We start from the raw sequence: 18,053 nt of genomic DNA, 5'->3' as shown, positions 1-18,053 counted from the left end.
TTCGTCGCATTCAGCTGCGAGCCGTTGATCGCGTCCGTGCTCGTCGCGCTGATCCGCCCAGCCGCCACGTTCGTGATCTGACGCTCAGCGCCTGCCGCACCCACGCTCACCACGCTCGACGGCGTCGTGCCCGCGAACGAGTACGTCTGACCGCCGATCGTCGCACTCGACGTCGGGTTCGACGCAGCCGTCACCGAGCCATTGCCCAGCGCCACGTCACCGGCGTTCGTCGCCGTCGCGGCCGAGCCCAGCGCCACCGTGTTCGCACCTGCCGCATTCGCGTTGTTGCCCACCGCGACACCGGCCGCACCGGCTGCCGTGGCACCCACGCCGGCGGCGAGCGCGTTCACACCGGTCGCGCCGTTGTTGTTGTAGTTGCCGCCCTGCGTGCCGTTGTCGTTCACGCTGTAGTAGTGCGTCTTGCTGCTCGACACCGTGCTGGACAGCGACGACACCGTGCTATTTGTCGTCGACAAGCCGGTCGACAACGAGCTGGCCGTCGTCGACGTCGAGGTCGACAGCGATGTCACGCTGCTGTTTGTCGTCGACAGACCCGTCGACAGCGAGCTGGCGGTTGTCGACGTCGAGGTCGACAGCGATGTCACGCTGCTGTTCGTCGTCGACAGTCCCGTCGACAGCGAGCTGGCCGTCGTCGACGTCGACGTCGACAGCGATGTCACGTTGCTGTTCGTCGTCGACAGACCGGTCGACAGCGAGCTAGCCGTCGTCGAGGTTGACGTCGACAGCGATGTCACGCTGCTATTCGTCGTTGACAGACCGGTCGACAGCGAACTCACACCGGTCGACAGCGAGCTGGCCGTGGTCGAGGTCGACGTCGACAGCGAATTGACCGCCAGGTTCGTCGCGTTCAGTTGCGAGCCGTTGATCGCATCCGTGCTCGTCGCGCTGATCCGGCCGGCCGCCACGTTCGTGATCTGACGCTCGGCACCCGCCGCGCCGACACTCACCACGCTTGCCGGATTCGTGCCTGCGAACGAGTACGTCTGGCCGCCGATCGTCGCGCTCGACGTCGGGTTCGACGCAGCCGTCACCGAGCCATTGCCCAGCGCAACGTCACCGGCGTTCGTCGCCGTCGCGGCCGAACCCAGTGCCACCGTGTTCGCACCTGCCGCGTTCGCGTTGTTGCCCACCGCGACACCGGCCGCACCGGCTGCCGTTGCACCCACGCCGGCGGCCAGCGCGTTCACGCCCGTCGCACCATCGTTGTTGTAGTTGCCGCCCTGCGTGCCGTTGTCGTTCACGCTGTAGTAGTGCGTCTTGCTGCTCGAGACCACGGTACTCAGCTGAGACACGTTGACTGCATCGGTCGAGGCGGTGCCTGCCGCCACGTTGTGGAGCTGCGCAGCCGTGCCGCCCGGATCAAGCGTCACACTACCGTAGTTGACGCTTCCATCCGGATTCACGTCGTATTTGACCGCCTGTGCGTTGAGCGTGCTGACGGCCGTGGACACGGAGGAAATGCCCGTCGAAGCCGAAGTCGACAGCGACGTCACGGTGCTGTTCGTCGTGGACAGACCCGTGGACAGCGAGCTCACGCCCGTCGACAGCGAGCTGGCCGTCGTCGACGTCGACGTCGACAGCGACGTCACGCTGCTGTTCGTTGCCGACAGACCCGTGGACAGCGAGCTCACGCCCGTCGACAGCGAGCTGGCCGTCGTCGAGGTCGACGTCGACAGCGACGTCACGCTGCTGTTCGTTGCCGACAGCCCCGTGGACAACGAGCTCACGCCGGTCGACAGCGAGCTGGCCGTCGTCGACGTGGACGTCGACAGCGACGTCACGCTGCTGTTCGTCGTGGACAGACCCGTGGACAGCGAGCTCACACCCGTCGACAGCGAGCTGGCCGTCGTCGACGTCGACGTCGACAGCGACGTCACGCTGCTGTTCGTCGTGGACAGACCCGTGGACAGCGAGCTCACGCCAGTCGACAGCGAGCTGGCCGTGGTCGACGTGGACGTGGACAGCGACGTCACGCTGCTGTTCGTCGCCGACAGACCCGTCGACAGCGAACTCACTGCAGTCGACAACGAGCTAACCGTGGTCGACGTTGAGGTCGACAGCTTGTTCACTGCCTGATTGGTTGCATAAAGTTGCGAACCGTTGACTGCATCGGTACTCGACGGGGTGATGCGCCCCGCCGCGACATTGGTGATCTGTCGCTCTGCGCCGACGTTGCCGACGCTGACCACGCTCGTCGGATTCGTGCCGGCGAAGTTGTAGACCGATCCGCCGACCGTGCCGCTCGACGTCGGGTTGGACGTCGACGTGACGGAATTCGCGCCGAGCGCAACGTCGCCGGCGTTCAACGCGATCGAATTCGTGCCGATCGCGATGCCGTTCTGCGCGCCGGCGCTGGCGGCCGTTCCGAACGCCATCGTCCCATCGGCGCCGGCAATCGAGCCATTGCCGAGCGCGAGCGCCGCCGTGCCTACCGCGGAGCTCGAGTTGCCCAGCGCCAGCGATGAAGCGCCCTGCGCTTGCGCATTGTTGCCGATGGCAGTCGCGCTCGTGCCGCCTGCCGATGCACCCACGCCTGCCGCCAGCGCGTTCACGCCGGTTGCGCCGTCGTTGTTGTAGTTGCTGCCCTGCGTACCGTTGTCGTTCACGCTGTAGTAGTGCGTCTTGCTGCCCGACACCGTGCTGGACAGCGACGACACCGTGCTGTTCGTCGTCGACAGACCCGTCGACAGCGAGCTGGCCATCGTCGACGTCGAGGTCGACAGCGATGTCACGCTGCTGTTCGTCGTCGACAGTCCCGTCGACAGCGAGCTGGCCGTCGTCGACGTCGACGTCGACAGCGATGTCACGTTGCTGTTCGTCGTCGACAGACCGGTCGACAGCGAGCTAGCCGTCGTGGATGTCGACGTCGACAGCGAGTTGACCGCCAGGTTCGTCGCGTTCAGTTGCGAGCCGTTGATCGCGTCCGTGCTCGTCGCGCTGACGCGACCTGCTGCCACGTTCGTGATCTGACGCTCGGCACCTGCCGCACCCACGCTCACCACGCTCGACGGCGTCGTGCCTGCGAACGAGTACGTCTGGCCGCCGATCGTCGCGCTCGACGTCGGGTTCGACGCAGCCGTCACCGAGCCATTGCCCAGCGCAACGTCACCGGCGTTCGTCGCCGTCGCGGCCGAACCCAGTGCCACCGTGTTCGCACCTGCCGCGTTCGCGTTGTTGCCCACCGCGACACCGGCCGCACCGGCTGCCGTTGCACCCACGCCGGCGGCCAGCGCGTTCACGCCCGTCGCGCCGTTGTTGTTGTAATTGCCGCCCTGCGTGCCGTTGTCGTTCACGCTGTAGTAGTGGGTACGCGTAGCCGAGACCACCGTCGACAGCGACGACACGTTGCTGTTCGTGGTCGACAGTCCCGTGGACAGCGAGCTCACGCCGGTCGACAGCGAGCTGGCTGCGGTCGAGTTCGACGTGGACAGCGACAACACCGTGCTATTGGTCGTCGACAAACCCGTCGACAGCGAACTTGCCGTCGTCGACGTCGAGGTCGACAGCGATGTCACGTTGCTGTTCGTCGCCGAAAGACCGGTTGACAAGGAACTAGCCGTCGTCGAGGTGGAAGTCGACAAGGACGTAATGCTGCTATTCGTCGAGGACAGACCAGTCGACAGCGAATTGACCGCCAGATTCGTTGCATTCAGCTGCGAGCCGTTGATCGCGTCCGTGCTCGTCGCGCTGATCCGGCCGGCCGCCACGTTCGTGATCTGACGCTCCGCGCCTGCCGCTCCCACGCTCACCACGCTCGTCGGCGTCGTGCCCGCGAACGAGTACGTTTGACCGCCGATCGTTGAGCTCGACGTCGGGTTCGCTGCTGCAGTGACGGAACCCGACCCGAGCGCCACGTCGCCTGCGCTCGTGGCCGCGGTCGCGCCATTCCCGAGGGCAATCGCCCCTGCCGCGGTGGCTGTGGAGACGTTTCCGAGCGCGAGCGAACCCGTGCCGACTGCGACGTTTGCATTGCCCAGCGCTACTGCACCGTCGCCGGTCGCAGTGTTGTTCGCGCCGACGGTAACAGCACCGTTGCCGGTTGCCGTGTTCGGGTCGCCAATCGCCACCGCACCATTGCCCGATGCGGTCTGCTGATAACCCAGTGCAACCGCCCCCAGGCCCGTCGATGCCGTGGACTTGTAGCCACCGGCGATCGAGCCTTGACCCGCAGTAGCCGCCGCGGTGTTGCTATCACCCAGCGCGACGGTAGAAGCTGCCAGCGCTTGTGAGCCATTACCAAGGGCCGTGGCATTCGCAGCTGTAGCCGTAGTAGTCGCGCCTAACGCAACTGAGTTTCCGCCAACCGCAGACGCACCCATGCCAAGTGCGACGTCGTTGACGATCGTGGTACTGCCACTCACGCCAGCGACGGAATTCGAACCGCCTGCAAGCGAATTGTCTCCATAAGCAACCGCGCCGAATCCTAAAGTCGCCGCCTGCGTTCCCGAAGCGATTGCGCTAGCTCCAACCGCAACGGAGTAGCCCCCACTTGCTGTTGCAGCATTGCCGATGACCGTAGCGCGAAAGCCAGAAGAAAGCGAGCGATTCCCAACTACAACCGAACCTGCTCCCGTCGCGGAGACCGCATCGCCGACGGCGACTCCGAAATCACCCGTCACTTGATTGTTCGTACCTACTACCACCGCAAACTGCGACGTAGCAGTACTCGACATACCGAATACGAAGCTGGCTGGAGCACTAGCGGTAGAAGAAGTGCCAATGGCGGCCGAGAAATCTCCAGACGCAGTTGATCCGACTCCAAGTACCACTGCATCTGTACCGGATGCTGTGGAGTTCAACCCGATCGCTGTTGCGCTGAGACCTGATGCCATCGCCGATTGTCCGAATGCCAACGACGAGCTCCCGGCTGCGACTGCCGTATCCCCAAGGGCAATCGATGAGCTCCCTGCTGATGTGGCAAATGGGCCTAACGCGACTGACCTGTACTGGGACGCCGTTACTTGATTCCCAATAGCGAGCGCCTGTTGGCCCAGCGACCGGGCTGCGACGCCCAATGCATACGATCCGGCCCCGGCCGCGGTCGAAGACGGGCCGACTGCCCCTGCGTTCCCAGCGGAGGCCGTCGCACCGTTGCCAACCGCCAATGCGTTCGTAGCAGACGCAGTCGAAGAACCTCCGAGCGCCAACGAGGATGTACCACTCGCCGTTGACGAATACCCAACTGCCGTTGCGGTTGTTCCGCTCGCCGTTGCTTTACAACCTATGGCAATGCTGTAGAAGGAATTCGCCGACGCGACACCACCAGTCGTTGAGGAACAACCGGCAAGCGTCGTTGCAACTTGAGCCGCAGCGTCGTCCGAATGAAGCATGCCCGCCCCGAACGCGACGGCCACCGCAATCGAAACGGCGCTAAGCGAGATATGCGCCTGTCCTTCTCCGCCGTCTTCGGGTCTCTGGGCGCGTCCATCGCAGACGGATAACGCCATCCCTCCTCGCCCTTTCCCGCTCGCGCTATCAAGTTCAGACGCCGCAACGAATGCGCCGAGCGCTTCATTCCAGATGGTGCGATATATCTTATTCATAGCTCACCTTACTCAAAAATATCCGCGCACGGCGCTCGCCGCATCGCAATGCCGAATGCCGCCACAAAAATCTCGGCAGCTTGTTTTAGGCGATTCGATAGATCTTTTTCACGTCGAATTCCTCCCTACCGCCTCATTTATGGTTAATTCGCATTCCTGATACAACCAGCAATATTTACTGAGAAATCGCTTCGATACGATCTACAGCTGCCGCAAACCCCACTCCCTGACGCACCGACCGTGCAGACACCCGCCTGCCAAGACCGCTTGAAACGAATCGCTTCGACGGGATATTCGAGGAGATTGCGCAGATCGACGTGAACGAAGGCCCTCAGCGATAGCAGATTGCTCACCGAACATCCCCATCGCGACGCCGGCGTCATAAGCCTCGACCGCTGCGGCCGAGTCTTTTCCGAAATAGCGTTTGAGAAGCAAATGGACAGCTGCTCGAAAGTGCTCCACAGCCGATTCGACAGCCTCCGGCGTTCCCGGAGCCAGCCCGTCGAACGGACAAGCCACCGCAGCCACCATCTCGCGCAGGAAGTCTTCTTCATTGACTATCGCGCGAAAGCGTTCGCGACTTGTCGACTTCCGCACCCCCGAACCATGACTCATCGGTCCTCCCCGTTCGCTAGCGGCACGAAATCCCGCGCCCTGCGATCTTTCCAGCATGTGCGCCAGCTGCCTCGTGGCCACCGACGTCGTTGATCATGATCAAGAGAGGCGCGCACGCACGACATCGCCCGCCAAATCCCGAACCCCGCATCCAGATCGATTCAGGCGCGTGCAATGAGGCTGTGCAAAAGGGAACCTTTGTGCCAAAGTTGGTAAAAAATATTTGAGGGTCGAAGAAAGCGCGGTTTGACGGGCGCTCGGTGGGTGCGAAGAGGGGGTGACAAAAGGGTTCCCTTTTGTCCAATACAATGCACGGGCCTTTGCAAGTTTTGACACTTGCCATCAAACAAGCCGTTTGACCCACGTCTGCCGGCAATCATCTTGACCTTGATGACAACTAGCCTACGGCCGGCACACGTCGCTTCATCGAATCTTTACCGACTCTTCGCGCCACCCCATGCAGTACTTCGCTCGTCAGCCTCGCTTCGACTTCGCGGCAACCGCACCACCCAGCCCCGCACGACGCGCCACCGTCCGGCTCGGCCAGGAACGACACGCAGCATTCTTCGCGGTGCCGATCGAATGAAGATCGGCTACGCACGGGTATCGACCGATGAACAGAATCTGGCGCTTCAGGAAGACGCATTGTTCCGCGCCGGATGCGAGGTGCTGTACTCGGATCAGGGCGTGTCGGGCGCGGAGTTCTCGCGCCCCGGGCTGAACGAAGCAATGGCCGCACTGTCGAGCGGCGATACGCTCGTCGTGTGGCGGCTCGACCGGCTGGGCCGTTCGCTCGCGAAGCTGATCGAGCTGATCAGCCATCTCGGCAAGCAGGATGTCGGCTTCGTTTCGCTTACCGAATCGATCGACACGTCTTCGGCCGGCGGCGTCCTGATGTTCCATATGATGGCCGCGCTTTCGGAATTCGAACGGCGCCTGATCAGCGAGCGCACGCGTGCGGGCATGCACGCGGCGCGCGAGCACGGGAAGCGCCTGGGCCGCAAGCCGCTTCTATCGCGTGCGCAATGCAGGCAGGCCGCGGCACTATTGAAGACGCGCCCGGTGTCGGACGTCGCGCGAAAGTTCAACGTTCATCCGCGGACGCTCAAGCGAGCGCTTTCGGGCGAAACGCAATCCTTACAGGCATCCGAAGGCGCGGCGAACAAGGACTGACCGGCCTACCGTCATCGCGTGCCATTCGTTTTTCTCTTTGTTGTTGACACTGGAAACGCGACGCTCTTTTTTCATTGGCGTGTCGCGCAGGTATCGCCCAGGAGCCACAGACATGACTCAATGCACCGTGCTGAGTTTTTTCCGCGAATCGTCGCCACATGCCGGCGCCAATCACGCGCGGTACGCAAGCGAACACGGGTACCGCCACGAGATCCTCGACACTCGCGACGGACCGCGCGGAAAACAGGTACAGGCGCTACACAAGTACGAATACCTGCTCAATATGCTGAACGGTGCGCCTGAAGGCCATGTCGTGCTCGTTCTGACGGAAAACGCGGTGATCGTGCGACCGCTCCCGCTGAACAGCATGATCGATGACCGGGACTATCTGCTGATCGCAACGACGGAGGGAAGACCGCAAGGCAGCGTCCAGATCTGGCGCAACACCGCGGTAACCCGTCAGCGCATTTCGGAAATTGCGGCGCACTGCCGGCTCGGCGGACAACCGTTCCCGGGCGAATCGGCGCTGCTCGCGCAACTCGACTACGTGTCGTGGCACGCCGCAGTCGACGGTACGTATGTGGCAATGTACACAGGACCGAATATCGATCCGCGCTGGTCCGTCGTGCCGACCTTCGCGATCAGTATTGAAGAGGAAGCACACGCGCCCGTCGAAATGGGCGTCGTCCCGCGCTTCAGGGATACGTTGTTCCACCATCTGGCTGCGTACGAAGCGGACGGCCGCTCCGCGTTCGCATTTGACTGGTCCGCCGGAATACCTGCCGAGACACGCAGCACGTTCAATCCAGGCCGACCGATCGCGTTCGTGACGCTCTACACGCCGGAGATCGGTTCATATGCGCAGATCGCGGAGGGGAACTTCCGCCAGTACTGCGAACGCCACGGCCACACGCTCTACGTGCACCGCGAGATTCCGCCCGAAATCGGATTGTCGGGAACGGGCAACTGGCTCAAGCCATGGTTGCTTCATGCGTATCTGGCGCACCACGAATGGGTCATCTGGCTCGACGCGGACGTGCTGATCGGAAATCACGAAATGCGCATCGAGCCGCTACTCGAAGGCGCGGATTGCATGCTGGCGCGCGACATCGGTCAATGGCCGTTCAATTCGGGGGTCATGGGTTTCAGACGGACGGAGCCGAACCTCGCGATGCTGGCCGACCTGATGAACACGATCAACGCATTGCCCGACCGCTCCGGCGTGTACACGGGCAACGGCGACCAGTACTACTTCATTGCCGCGATGAAGTCGCATGGGCTACTCGACGCAGACGACATCCGGAGTCCACTCGAAATCAATACTCCATGGTTCTTCCGTCGGCAAGATAGCTTCATCGTCCACTACTTCGGCATGTGGACCCAGATGCGTGCACTGATGATGGACCACGATGAGCGGGAAAGACTTTGCCGTACCGAATGATCAGGCCGTGAAGTGTCATTCCGGCCCGAATTCACGACGCATCGCTCAGCATCGGGGCGACGAATTTCGTCTCCAACTTGACGTAAATCGCCGACCCGCGCCCTTCGTCACTTTCGATGTTCAGGTCCGCGCCCAACAGACGAGCGCGCTCCATCATGCCGAGCAGGCCATAGGAACCGCCCTTGCTTGCAACGGACGGGTCGAATCCGCGTCCATCGTCGACGATCGCGAGCTCCAGCCCGGCTCTGAGGCCGGTCAGTCGCAGTTCGACTTGCGTCGCATCGGCGTGTCGTGCAACGTTCGTCAGCGCCTCTTGGGCGATGCGGAACACTGCAGTCGCCTGCGAATCCGCTAGCTGCGGCTCCGCGCCACTCATGATGAATCGGCAGTGCGCGGAGCCGCGACGCGAAAACTCCGACGCCAGCCATTCAAGCGCCGAGGCCAGTCCGAAATTGAGCGCGGCCGGTCGCAAATGGCTCGCGATATCGCGACCGATCCGCAGCGTCTTGTCGACCAGACCCCGCATCTGCTCGATCGTCGAGAGCTCCTCGCATTCCGGACCCACGCGCTCCTTGAGCAGCGAAAGGTCGATTCTCAATGCGGTGAGAATCTGCCCGAGCTCGTCGTGAATCATCATCGCGATCTGCTTGCGCTCTTCCTCGCGGATCGATTCCATGTGCGCGGACAGTCGGCGCAGTTGTTCCCGTGAGGCCATCAGCTCGCGCTCTGCCCGCTTGCGCTCCGCATTCTCCCGCTTCAGTTCGGCATGGTGCAGACGCAGGCTTTCATGGGCTCTGCGGCGTGCCGTCACGTCGGCCAGCATGCCCTCCATGCACTCCGACTCACCGTGTTCGTTCGCGACGATACACGCGTTGAGTTCTACCCATATCGGCTCGCCGGTTGGCTTCCACAACTCCATTTCGAGCCCGACGATTCCTCCCGATTCATATGCGGTCGAAAAAAGATATCGGGTCTGCCATGGCGTAAACGCGGGTGGCTGCCCCGACACCGGATTCCCGTGAATGACTTCGTCGGCAGATCGGTACCCGAGCAGCCGCACCATGGCGGGGTTGACGTCGCTCATGCGCCCTTCGCGATCGATGAGAAACATGCCTTCGATCGCGTTCTCGAAAATGCGCCGATACTTCCTTTCGCTCTCCGTGAGGCGAACGGTCGACTGATGCAGGCTGATCGCCATCATGTTGATTCGGTTCGCAAGTTCGCCGAGTTCATCAGCCGATGCAACCGCGCTTCGCGCGGCAAGATTGCCGCCCGAGATTGCATCGACCGTCGCGATCAGTTCGGCAACCGGCTGGTGCACCGTACGCTTTAACAGGCAATACACCGACGCATAGAGGCCCAGCAGGAGAGATACCATCGCAGCGAGAAGCGTGGTCTGTGCATGCCGGATCTGCTCCTTGACGCTGGCCTTCGACAAGACCACACGGATTTCGCCCAGTTTTTCTGCAGGAGCAGCGCCTGATGCCTTGTGAAAAACAGCCCTGGTTCGGACGATCGTGTCGCTCGGGTCGATGAACGCAATGGGCTGGACCGACATCACGACGCCGACGTCAACGCTCGTTACCGTCAATTCCGCGACCTCCGGATTGGAGGCAAGGGCCGCCAGCAGCGAGGCGATTGCCTGCCGGTCCACGTTCCAGAGTGGCGGCTCGAGCGCGATGGACAGCAAGTCCGCTACACGAGTCGCCTTGGTCTCCAGCATCTCGGTATGCACGGTCCTCTCGTGCTCCGTAAGCGCATATCCTCCTACTCCACCCACCACGACTACCAGCACAAAGAATGCGAGCATCAGCTTTCGTTGCAGACCAGACGGGTAGAAGCGGATCAATCTGTCAAGATGGAACATCGGAAGACTTGCTCATATTGCTCAGGAGCCGCTCGATACTGAAGTCGTAATCGGCTCTCGTCGTGCAGCCGGCCCTGGAAAAGATGCTGAAATCCGGATCGCCCTGGCCGGCGAACAGAAGGTCGTAATACGACGACGCGTTCCCGCGATTGACCAGCATCAAGAAATCCAGCTGCACGCGCGGATTGCCGCAAGCTGCGAAATCATGGCCCTTGTGATAGTCGTGCAGCAGTACCATCGCAAATGCGCCGATGAAGTAGTCGCCCGCCATCATGGCCGACACCCCGCCGCGCATCACGTCTTGGAGCGCCTCGGGCAATGCTCCCATTCCCCCGACCACCGCAGCGGAACCAGCCACATCGCGCGCGGACTTCGCGCCTAGCGTCATCGCATCGTTCGCCGCCCAGATCACGTTGGTTCCCGGATATCGCTTCAGCAAAATGCGGGTCTTTTCATAGCTGTCGCCGAACGTCCAGTCGCTATAGACCAGTTGGCTCATTCTTGCGGCCGGTGTGCGCGCAAGCCACTGCTGAACGCCAAACGCGCGCTCCATCGACACCGGCGTACTCGGATCTCCGGTGATACCGACGACCTGCGGCCGGCCATTGGGCTGACGTTCGGTCAGATATTCCATCAGCCGATAGCCGGCGCTCGATGCATCGGCCGTCAAGGTGCCGATCCAGTTCGCAATACGCTCCCGCTCGTTGCCGATTTCCAGCCGTTGGCCTTCGGTCACGTCATTGTGTATGACCAGCAGTTTCGACTGTAAGCCGTGCAACACGTGCAACAGGCGTGGCGCCATCGCTTTCTCGTTCACGAGCACGACGTAATGCGGCGGCGCCGCGCGGCACGCCAACGCCTCTGCCTGACGCAACATCAGCAGATGGTCGCGCTCCGCGTATTGCACCTCCAGATCCATCGCGAACGTTTTCGCGGCCGCGGCCATGAAGCGACTGACCAACTGCCATTGCCTTCCGCTGCCCCGTTCTGTCGATTCTCCCGGATTGAGAAAAACGACGCGCGGCGCGCTGGGTACGGCCGGAACGGCTCCGACTTTGAGTGTGGGTGCAGAGGCCGCCGCTGTCAGCAGCATGCGCCGTCTTGTCAAAAAACTGTCACATGGCACGGTGCATACCCGACGAATAGATGTCTCCCCGTTTTTTTGACGTGAGCCTCGGCACGAGCTCGGCTTGCGTCGGACGTGCAAGCATATCCGTTAACGTAATTGTTAAAAAATAGTTTTACAATTCGGGAGGTACCCGACGACGACCGAACGTGCCGCATGAAGTCTCGGGGGCGATCAGCGGGAGCAGTCAGGCCCCGTGACCGAAGCCCATGCAGCACTCCTGCACTTTTTTGTAAGTCCTTATGTTGATTCATACGCTGATTGCCGACGATCATGCGATCGTTCGCGGCGGCATCACACAGATACTCGCGACGACCTCCGACATCGTCGTCGTTGCCGAAGCCGCGAACGCCGCGGAGGTACTCGAGAGGTTGCAGACGCATTCGATCGACGTTCTGCTGCTGGACATGTCGATGCCGGGCACCTCCGGCCAGGATCTCATCCGATCGCTGCGAGCCGCCTACCCGACACTGCCCATCCTGGTCGTGACCGTTCACAACGATCCGCAAACCGTGACGCACGCATTGCGTGCCGGTGCATCGGGATATGTCACGAAATACAGCGATCCGCCCGTGCTGATCGGGGCGATTCGAAGACTCGCCGCCGGTGGCCGCTTCATTGATCCGCAGTTGGTGGAAACCATCGTCTTCGATGCGCCAGCGACTTCTACTGCCGAAGACGACCGGCTGTCCGCGCGTGAGCGGCAGGTGCTGCAACGTTTCGCGGCGGGCAAGACCATCAACGAAATTGCTGCCGAATTTTCATTGAGCGCCAAAACAGTCAGCACGCACAAGCTACGATTGATGCAGAAGCTCGGGATCCGCACCAACGCAGAACTGATTCGTTATGCGATCAAACACAATATTTGCGTGAGTTGAAAAATCGCGGCCAGCGATGCGTGCCGGCCCGCGGTGGAAACGGCGGGCGCCTGACGCCTTGATCGATGCTGTTGAAGAATCTTGCCGATCGATCAGGATCCGTGATCGGCCTCTTGCTCGCTTTCCGTCTGCTGCACCTTGATGTGCCGCATTAGCGTGGTGCGATGCACGTTGAATCGCTTCGCCACCTGAGACGGCGAGTAGCTCTCCAACAGCTGCCCCGCTTCCGCGCGCTGCGCCGCGCTCAATACCTTCGGACGGCCGATACGGCTGCCGCGGTCACGCGCCGCAGCCATGCCTGCGCGCGTCCGTTCGCTGATCAGTCCGCGCTCGAATTCCGCAAGCGCCGCCAGCATGTGGAACGTAAAGCGGCCGCTTGACGAACGTGTATCGATATATTCGGTTAGAGAAACGACGCGGATTTTCCGCTTGTCCAGCTGACCCATGATATTGGCCAGGTGACCCAGCGACCGTCCGAGGCGATCGAGCTTCCAGACAACGAGCGTGTCACCCTCGGCCAGTTGTTCGAGCGCGGCCTGCAGCCCTGGCCGATCGAACCGTGCACCGGATATGCCCTTGTCGAAGTGCGTCACATCGCATCCGAAGGCGTTCAGTGCCTTCATTTGCATATCGAGATGCTGCTCATCTGTCGACACTCGCGCATATCCTATTTTTCTGCCAACCGCCTGCATCTCGCCATCCCCCAATCCACAAATCAATCATTTTCCTAATAATCGAGCGCCATATAATTATTTTCCGGATATCGAACCGGCCTCGGATCTCATTTATTTTTCAGCTGATCGACGCCACAAGAGTATCCCGATCAGCATCGATCACATTGTTAACTATTGCAAAAATTGAACCAATCGACAAATATCGCTGATCGACCTATAGATAATTGATCATTATCCTACCTCCTCTGTAGGAAAATCCTTAATCGGAATGCGGAAAATTCCACGTAGTTTACAAAACATTACCAATATAACGCGTTGCCAAAGCTGAGCAATCGACTCCCAATATGAGTCGCTGCACATTCATAATTCCATGCCGCTCGAACCGACGGCAGAGACGAGCTAAGCCGCCTTGCGGCCGATACCGCCGGCCGACGAACGATGACGCGTCATCGAGACGGGTGTGGGGGCCGGCTACCCCCCGATGGCAGCGATTGGTCCACGGTGAAAAATGCATTTAATCGATCTATTTATAAAATACAAATTTTATAAGTGAATTTATATAGACGGACTCCGCGGCGTCCGGGCGACACATAAAAATAGTTTCCGCAATATTACGAACATTACGCATGCGCAAGCGACTTTCTCATGATCGAATATCCGTTTGGTTCCGTCCGCAGCACCAAAGCTGATCATGGACATTTGCACGTACCGCATCACATCCGCTTATCGACATGTAGGCGCGGCGCGATTTACAGATCTGATATCATCGAAGCAATATAAAAAAATTGTCCCGTCGTATCGAGCCAGACGAAAAATGACGGATGGCGCCTGCGCAATCGGATGCCGCCTTTTTCTGACAGGACTCCCGGATCATCACGTTTACTCAATGATGTATTGCTGCTGCGGCCAGACGATATGCGGATAGCGCGGCAGGCCCCGCCGCCGAGAGCGGCGCTCCGAGCAGCGTCACCACCGGACCAAAGCGACCAACGCTCGTATACAACGGCGAGACCGGAAAGTACGGCCAACAGCGCGCTCGGCATGATGCTAGCGCGGCACCGGCTCCAAAATTGGGCAAACCTTTGCGTGTGCTGCCCGGACGTTGCTCGGGCAAATCGAGTGGGCAAATACAGAGCCAGGCTCCCACACGGACATCATCGAGTTATATCTCGTCGGCGTCGGAGCTATTGCGGGAGCGCGACTGGAACCTGCGCGGTCAGTCGGGCACGCAAGCATCGCTCGAGGTTGGGTTGATAGAACGTCAGAAACTTCGGATGGCCATCGATGCTTCCAAGCGCATCATGCACCCGAACTCGCCGAACCAGAGCGGCGCGACCGCACGCAACGCGATGAAGATCCGCCGCCCTGTCATCGACAGGCACGCGCACGCTATCCCGGCCAAGAAACGCGCCGATCGGTTTCATCCGCCGTTAGCCGCAAGTTCAAGCGGCACGGGGGCATGCAGGGCTATCGGGCAACGAACAATGCTGCCGAACTGGCGTGGGCACGAGCCGATTAATTTACCGATCTTTCAGGTACCGCTTCATGGTAGATACAACGACTCGTTTGGCGGCGAGCCGCCGAGCCTGGATCGATTCGGATCATTTGAGAAATACTAGTGAACGCCTGCGGTTCGGCATCAGGAAAACCCGATCGCGGATACGATCTTCTTCCTCGTCCCGCCCTCGTTGCGAAAACCGGATGGCAAAGCCCACTGGCCGACGCAAGTAAAAAGTGAGAGCCGTCCCAGCGGACGGCTCTCCCTCTCTCCCTCTGCAATGCCTCTTTGACCAAAGAAGGCAAGTACGATTTTATCGATGTACGTCTACCGAAGGGTCCGATTGCTCCGCGTTTTAACAATTGTTGAGCACGGGTACGTCCGGCGACGCTTGCCTGAATCCGTTCCTCGGCTCCTTCGGTTGTTCGCGTTCTGCGCCCGACTGGTCCGCGCTGGTTTTTCCGGACGTGCATTTCGATATTGAGATGCAATAAAATATGGATTCCTATTAACTGACCGCAACGACACCCCATCGCTTGACGGTTATCCCAGAGTTGGATAGTTCTCGATGAACGAAAACAGCCAGACAGTGCAGATTGCAGATCCTTACATTCTCGTCAACGCGCGACACGGAACCATGCTCGCGAACCGCTACGACACGTATATCGGCCAAGCACTCATCGAGTACGGCGAATACTGTGAACTTGAAACCCAATTCCTGCTGCGATGGATAGACCGTGCGGGTACGGTATTGGAGGTTGGTGCCAATATTGGCAGTCAAACCGTCGCTCTCGCAAAGGCAGCGAAGGCGGTAGGTGCCGACGTAATCGCCTTCGAGCCGCAGCCGTTCATCTTTCAGAACCTGTGCGCAAATCTCGCGTTGAATGCCGTGGAAAATGTTACGGCGTGGCCTTTCGCGTGCGCTCAGCAACCGGGTACGATCGGATTGGAACGCCCGAACTACCGGCAACCGGGAAATTTCGGTGGAGTATCGCTTCGGCCGGGCGTAACGCCCTCCGGGATTGAAGTGCCCTGCGTGCGGCTTGATGACATCGCGCGCGGGTGCAACATTCGCCTCATGAAGATCGATGTCGAAGGGTTCGAACTGCAGGTATTACAGGGTGCCCAGGAAATCCTCACGAATCACCGACCTGTTCTGTATGTCGAAAACGACCGGGTAGACCAGTCGCCGAAGCTCATCGAATATCTGTGGGGGCAAAACTATCACCTGTGGTGGCACATCACCCCGCTGTTCAACCCGCAAAATTTCAGCGGCAACGCAGTCAACCGCTATCCGGGTCTGGCGACTTTCAATATGATCGGCCTGCCACGAGAGTTCGCCATCTCGCCCGACGGTTGTGAAGCGATTGTCGATGCCACCTTTCATCCATTGGCCGCACGCCGCGACTGATTGGCTTTGGCGGCACATCGCCGGACCATGCATCTCGCTCAGGCCTGTCTTTACTTTCGGAACGCCTTCACTCCATTCGCTCGAGCCCATAATTGAACAGCCCCTGATGCGCGATCGCGCGTCAGGGGCTGCACTGCTGGCGGAATACGCTCAGCGGTTCCGCTACGTCGTCACGCGATTAGAACTTGTGACGAAGGCCAACGCGCGCGGCCACTTGCGACTTGCCCGACGAATAGCCGCCTGCGTCGACGACACCCACCAGGCCTCGCGTGCTCTCGGAACCCCTTTGATAGACGGCCTGCGCGTACACGTCCGTGCGCTTGGACAGGAAGTAGTCGGACATCAGGCCGATCGTATGGAAGTTCCCGCCGGCGCGGAACCCATTCACCCCGGCCGTCATACGCGTGTAGTCGTACATCGCACCCAGCGACAGCGCCGGCGTAACGGAATACTGCACGTTACCTTCGGCGTTCAGGAACCGGAAGTGCGACATCGGGTTCTGCATCAACGACTCGCTGACCATCACACCCGCAGTCGCCGGGCCGAAGGCGTAGCTCGCGCCAATACCGCCCGTACGCTGCTTTTGAAATGCTACGTTGACCGGCCGGCCCGCCGCGGCGGTGGCAACGCCGCTCAGCAAGTCGGTGAACGGCGTGCCGTCGGTTTCGGCGCCGACGTTGGTGGTCTCCGCGCTCTTCAGATCGAGGTAGGCCGCGGCCACGGTCAGCGGGCCGTTGGCATAGCGCGCGCCCAGGCTCCATGCGCGATTCTTAGCGAACTGCGTCGAGTTGCTGAAGCCGTACATGCCGCCGAACTGCAGGCCGCCATAGTTCGCGCTCGTATACTTCACCGAGTTGTTGATACGGAACGAATTGTTCGTGTTGTCGTTGTCGAACGGGTGCGAGAAGAACGCACCGCCCCAGCTGCCGTTAGCGGTCAGCGGACCGAGGTAGTCGACGACCGAGTCGTACTGCCGGCCCAGCGTCAGCGTGCCGGCGTTCTCCGACGACAGACCGACGTACGCCTGACGGCCGAACATCCGGCCGCCTTGTCCCAATGCGCCGTTGCTCGCATTGAAGCCGTTCTCCAGTTGGAACACGGCGTTCAGGCCGCCACCCAGATCCTCCTTGCCCTTGAGGCCCCAGCGGCTACCCTGCAGCACGCCGCTTTGCAACGCGATCACGTGACTGCGCTTCACGCTACCGTTCGCGTCCAACGTCGCGACGTTGCTCGTGTAGCTCAGACCTTCGTCGATGACGCCGTACAACGTGACGGAGCTTTGTGCGTGCGCAACGCTCGAGAAAACGCCGATAGCAGCAATTGCGAAGAGTGTCTTTTTCATATTGATTCGGTTTCCGAAGCAGAATTTATGTTTCGCCAAGCCAATTGCTTTAGCGGCGCCATGCTATCAAAGTCGCCTTCGATGTCGAAGCCGACGTTGCTGCATAACGTCAGTTTTCCTACAAACCGTCAAATCTTGACGTTTGTTTATAAAACTCCGCTCTTACCACCGCTAGACTCACTGGTCCGAAGTAAAGAGTCCTTCGGATCCTGGTAGCACGTTGCAGATTGCGACATGCTTCTCGTGGATGTTCCCCGTTAAGTCCGCGGCATCACGCGTTGCCGCGGACTCTTTTTTCTATGGCGGAAGATCTCGAAGATCCGGACCCACGTGGCAGCGCGCCGCAAACTTGCTCCATCTATCACGATGAAGCGGTCAATCTCGACAGCTATTGCGAGACGGGTTCGTCTGAAAAACCGCGCCTCTAGTTTCGATCAATCGATTCGTGTAGAGCCGGACGATGT

At 60.4% G+C, this 18,053-nt stretch carries 13 protein-coding genes and 4 pseudogenes; 9 read left to right on the top strand and 8 right to left on the bottom strand.

All coding sequences use genetic code 11. The annotated features are described in order from the left end of the window. Positions 1 to 8: 8 nt before the first annotated feature. Positions 9 to 881 (bottom strand): annotated as a pseudogene (locus tag BSE24067_RS33185) (hypothetical protein); the annotation flags it as partial. Between the two features lie 103 nt (positions 882 to 984). On the opposite strand from BSE24067_RS33185, the gene BSE24067_RS33180 reads away from it, so the two are divergent. After that, a complete protein-coding gene (locus BSE24067_RS33180) occupies positions 985 to 1,233 on the top strand; it encodes a hypothetical protein (RefSeq protein ID WP_151062347.1) in 249 nt (82 codons plus the stop codon). A gap of 29 nt (positions 1,234 to 1,262) precedes the next feature. Here the strand turns inward: BSE24067_RS33180 and BSE24067_RS33175 are convergent. Further along, positions 1,263 to 1,349, bottom strand: a pseudogene (locus BSE24067_RS33175) (hypothetical protein); the annotation flags it as partial. Between the two features lie 52 nt (positions 1,350 to 1,401). Between BSE24067_RS33175 and BSE24067_RS33170 the strand changes: the two are divergent. From BSE24067_RS33170 to BSE24067_RS32265, 4 genes are all read left to right on the top strand, one after another. Continuing rightward, positions 1,402 to 2,097 (top strand): hypothetical protein, encoded by a 696-nt coding sequence (locus tag BSE24067_RS33170; protein WP_174904688.1) that lies wholly within the window; start codon positions 1,402 to 1,404, stop codon positions 2,095 to 2,097. Positions 2,098 to 2,256: 159 nt separating this feature from the next. Next, complete coding sequence (locus tag BSE24067_RS33165; RefSeq protein ID WP_254600347.1) at positions 2,257 to 2,598, top strand: hypothetical protein; 342 nt, start codon at positions 2,257 to 2,259, stop codon at positions 2,596 to 2,598. 438 nt (positions 2,599 to 3,036) lie between these two features. Next, positions 3,037 to 3,285, top strand: a complete 249-nt coding sequence (locus BSE24067_RS03130) for a hypothetical protein (protein ID WP_151062350.1) — start codon at positions 3,037 to 3,039, stop codon at positions 3,283 to 3,285. 90 nt (positions 3,286 to 3,375) lie between these two features. After that, entirely contained in the window at positions 3,376 to 3,741 is a 366-nt protein-coding gene (locus tag BSE24067_RS32265) for a hypothetical protein (RefSeq protein ID WP_151062351.1), read from the top strand. Here the strand turns inward: BSE24067_RS32265 and BSE24067_RS32880 are convergent. Then, positions 3,666 to 5,564: pseudogene (locus BSE24067_RS32880) on the bottom strand (ESPR-type extended signal peptide-containing protein); the annotation flags it as partial. The gene BSE24067_RS32265 and the pseudogene BSE24067_RS32880 sit on opposite strands and share 76 nt — an antisense overlap. A gap of 1,197 nt (positions 5,565 to 6,761) precedes the next feature. On the opposite strand from BSE24067_RS32880, the gene BSE24067_RS03110 reads away from it, so the two are divergent. Together BSE24067_RS03110 and BSE24067_RS03105 are read left to right on the top strand one after the other, a co-directional pair. Then, on the top strand, positions 6,762 to 7,352 hold the full coding sequence (locus tag BSE24067_RS03110) for a recombinase family protein (protein ID WP_151062500.1): 591 nt from the start codon (positions 6,762 to 6,764) through the stop codon (positions 7,350 to 7,352). Positions 7,353 to 7,464: 112 nt separating this feature from the next. Then, complete coding sequence (locus BSE24067_RS03105; protein WP_151062352.1) at positions 7,465 to 8,793, top strand: glycosyltransferase family protein; 1,329 nt, start codon at positions 7,465 to 7,467, stop codon at positions 8,791 to 8,793. Between the two features lie 31 nt (positions 8,794 to 8,824). On the opposite strand, the gene BSE24067_RS03100 is transcribed toward BSE24067_RS03105, so the two are convergent. Beyond that, on the bottom strand, positions 8,825 to 10,660 hold the full coding sequence (locus tag BSE24067_RS03100) for a sensor histidine kinase (RefSeq protein ID WP_244130456.1): 1,836 nt from the start codon (positions 10,658 to 10,660) through the stop codon (positions 8,825 to 8,827). Then, positions 10,647 to 11,753 (bottom strand): ABC transporter substrate-binding protein, encoded by a 1,107-nt coding sequence (locus tag BSE24067_RS03095; protein WP_151062353.1) that lies wholly within the window; start codon positions 11,751 to 11,753, stop codon positions 10,647 to 10,649. Before BSE24067_RS03095 ends, BSE24067_RS03100 begins: the two co-directional genes overlap by 14 nt. Before the next feature lie 278 nt (positions 11,754 to 12,031). Between BSE24067_RS03095 and BSE24067_RS03090 the strand changes: the two genes are divergently transcribed. Beyond that, positions 12,032 to 12,664, top strand: coding sequence for a response regulator (locus tag BSE24067_RS03090; RefSeq protein ID WP_151062502.1), 633 nt, complete (start codon positions 12,032 to 12,034; stop codon positions 12,662 to 12,664). Positions 12,665 to 12,756: 92 nt separating this feature from the next. On the opposite strand, the gene BSE24067_RS03085 is transcribed toward BSE24067_RS03090, so the two are convergent. Next, positions 12,757 to 13,356, bottom strand: coding sequence for a recombinase family protein (locus BSE24067_RS03085; RefSeq protein WP_151062503.1), 600 nt, complete (start codon positions 13,354 to 13,356; stop codon positions 12,757 to 12,759). 1,193 nt (positions 13,357 to 14,549) lie between these two features. Then, positions 14,550 to 14,753, bottom strand: a pseudogene (locus BSE24067_RS33050) (3-(3-hydroxyphenyl)propionate hydroxylase); the annotation flags it as partial. A 651-nt stretch (positions 14,754 to 15,404) separates the two neighbouring features. Between BSE24067_RS33050 and BSE24067_RS03075 the strand changes: the two are divergent. After that, on the top strand, positions 15,405 to 16,247 hold the full coding sequence (locus BSE24067_RS03075) for an FkbM family methyltransferase (RefSeq protein ID WP_208455042.1): 843 nt from the start codon (positions 15,405 to 15,407) through the stop codon (positions 16,245 to 16,247). 178 nt (positions 16,248 to 16,425) lie between these two features. Here BSE24067_RS03075 and BSE24067_RS03070 read toward each other — a convergent pair whose 3' ends face one another. Next, positions 16,426 to 17,589 carry a porin gene (locus tag BSE24067_RS03070; protein ID WP_151062355.1) on the bottom strand — a complete coding sequence of 388 codons (1,164 nt, stop codon included), beginning with the start codon at positions 17,587 to 17,589 and terminating at the stop codon, positions 16,426 to 16,428. Positions 17,590 to 18,053: the final 464 nt, after the last annotated feature.

The organism is Burkholderia latens, assembly GCF_902499045.1.
Taxonomy (GTDB): domain Bacteria; phylum Pseudomonadota; class Gammaproteobacteria; order Burkholderiales; family Burkholderiaceae; genus Burkholderia; species Burkholderia latens.
Note: the sequence above shows the minus strand (reverse complement) of the source record. Positions and strands in the feature narration are given on the sequence as shown.

Bases quoted from the DNA above. Each gene is read 5' to 3' on its own strand.
- BSE24067_RS03070 (WP_151062355.1), bottom strand. From the start codon at position 17,589: ATGAAAAAGACACTCTTCGCAATTGCTGCTATCGGCGTTTTCTCGAGC.
- BSE24067_RS03075 (WP_208455042.1), top strand. From the start codon at position 15,405: ATGAACGAAAACAGCCAGACAGTGCAGATTGCAGATCCTTACATTCTC.
- BSE24067_RS03105 (WP_151062352.1), top strand. From the start codon at position 7,465: ATGACTCAATGCACCGTGCTGAGTTTTTTCCGCGAATCGTCGCCACAT.
- BSE24067_RS03085 (WP_151062503.1), bottom strand. From the start codon at position 13,356: ATGCAGGCGGTTGGCAGAAAAATAGGATATGCGCGAGTGTCGACAGAT.
- BSE24067_RS03100 (WP_244130456.1), bottom strand. From the start codon at position 10,660: ATGTTCCATCTTGACAGATTGATCCGCTTCTACCCGTCTGGTCTGCAA.
- BSE24067_RS03110 (WP_151062500.1), top strand. From the start codon at position 6,762: ATGAAGATCGGCTACGCACGGGTATCGACCGATGAACAGAATCTGGCG.
- BSE24067_RS03095 (WP_151062353.1), bottom strand. From the start codon at position 11,753: ATGCTGCTGACAGCGGCGGCCTCTGCACCCACACTCAAAGTCGGAGCC.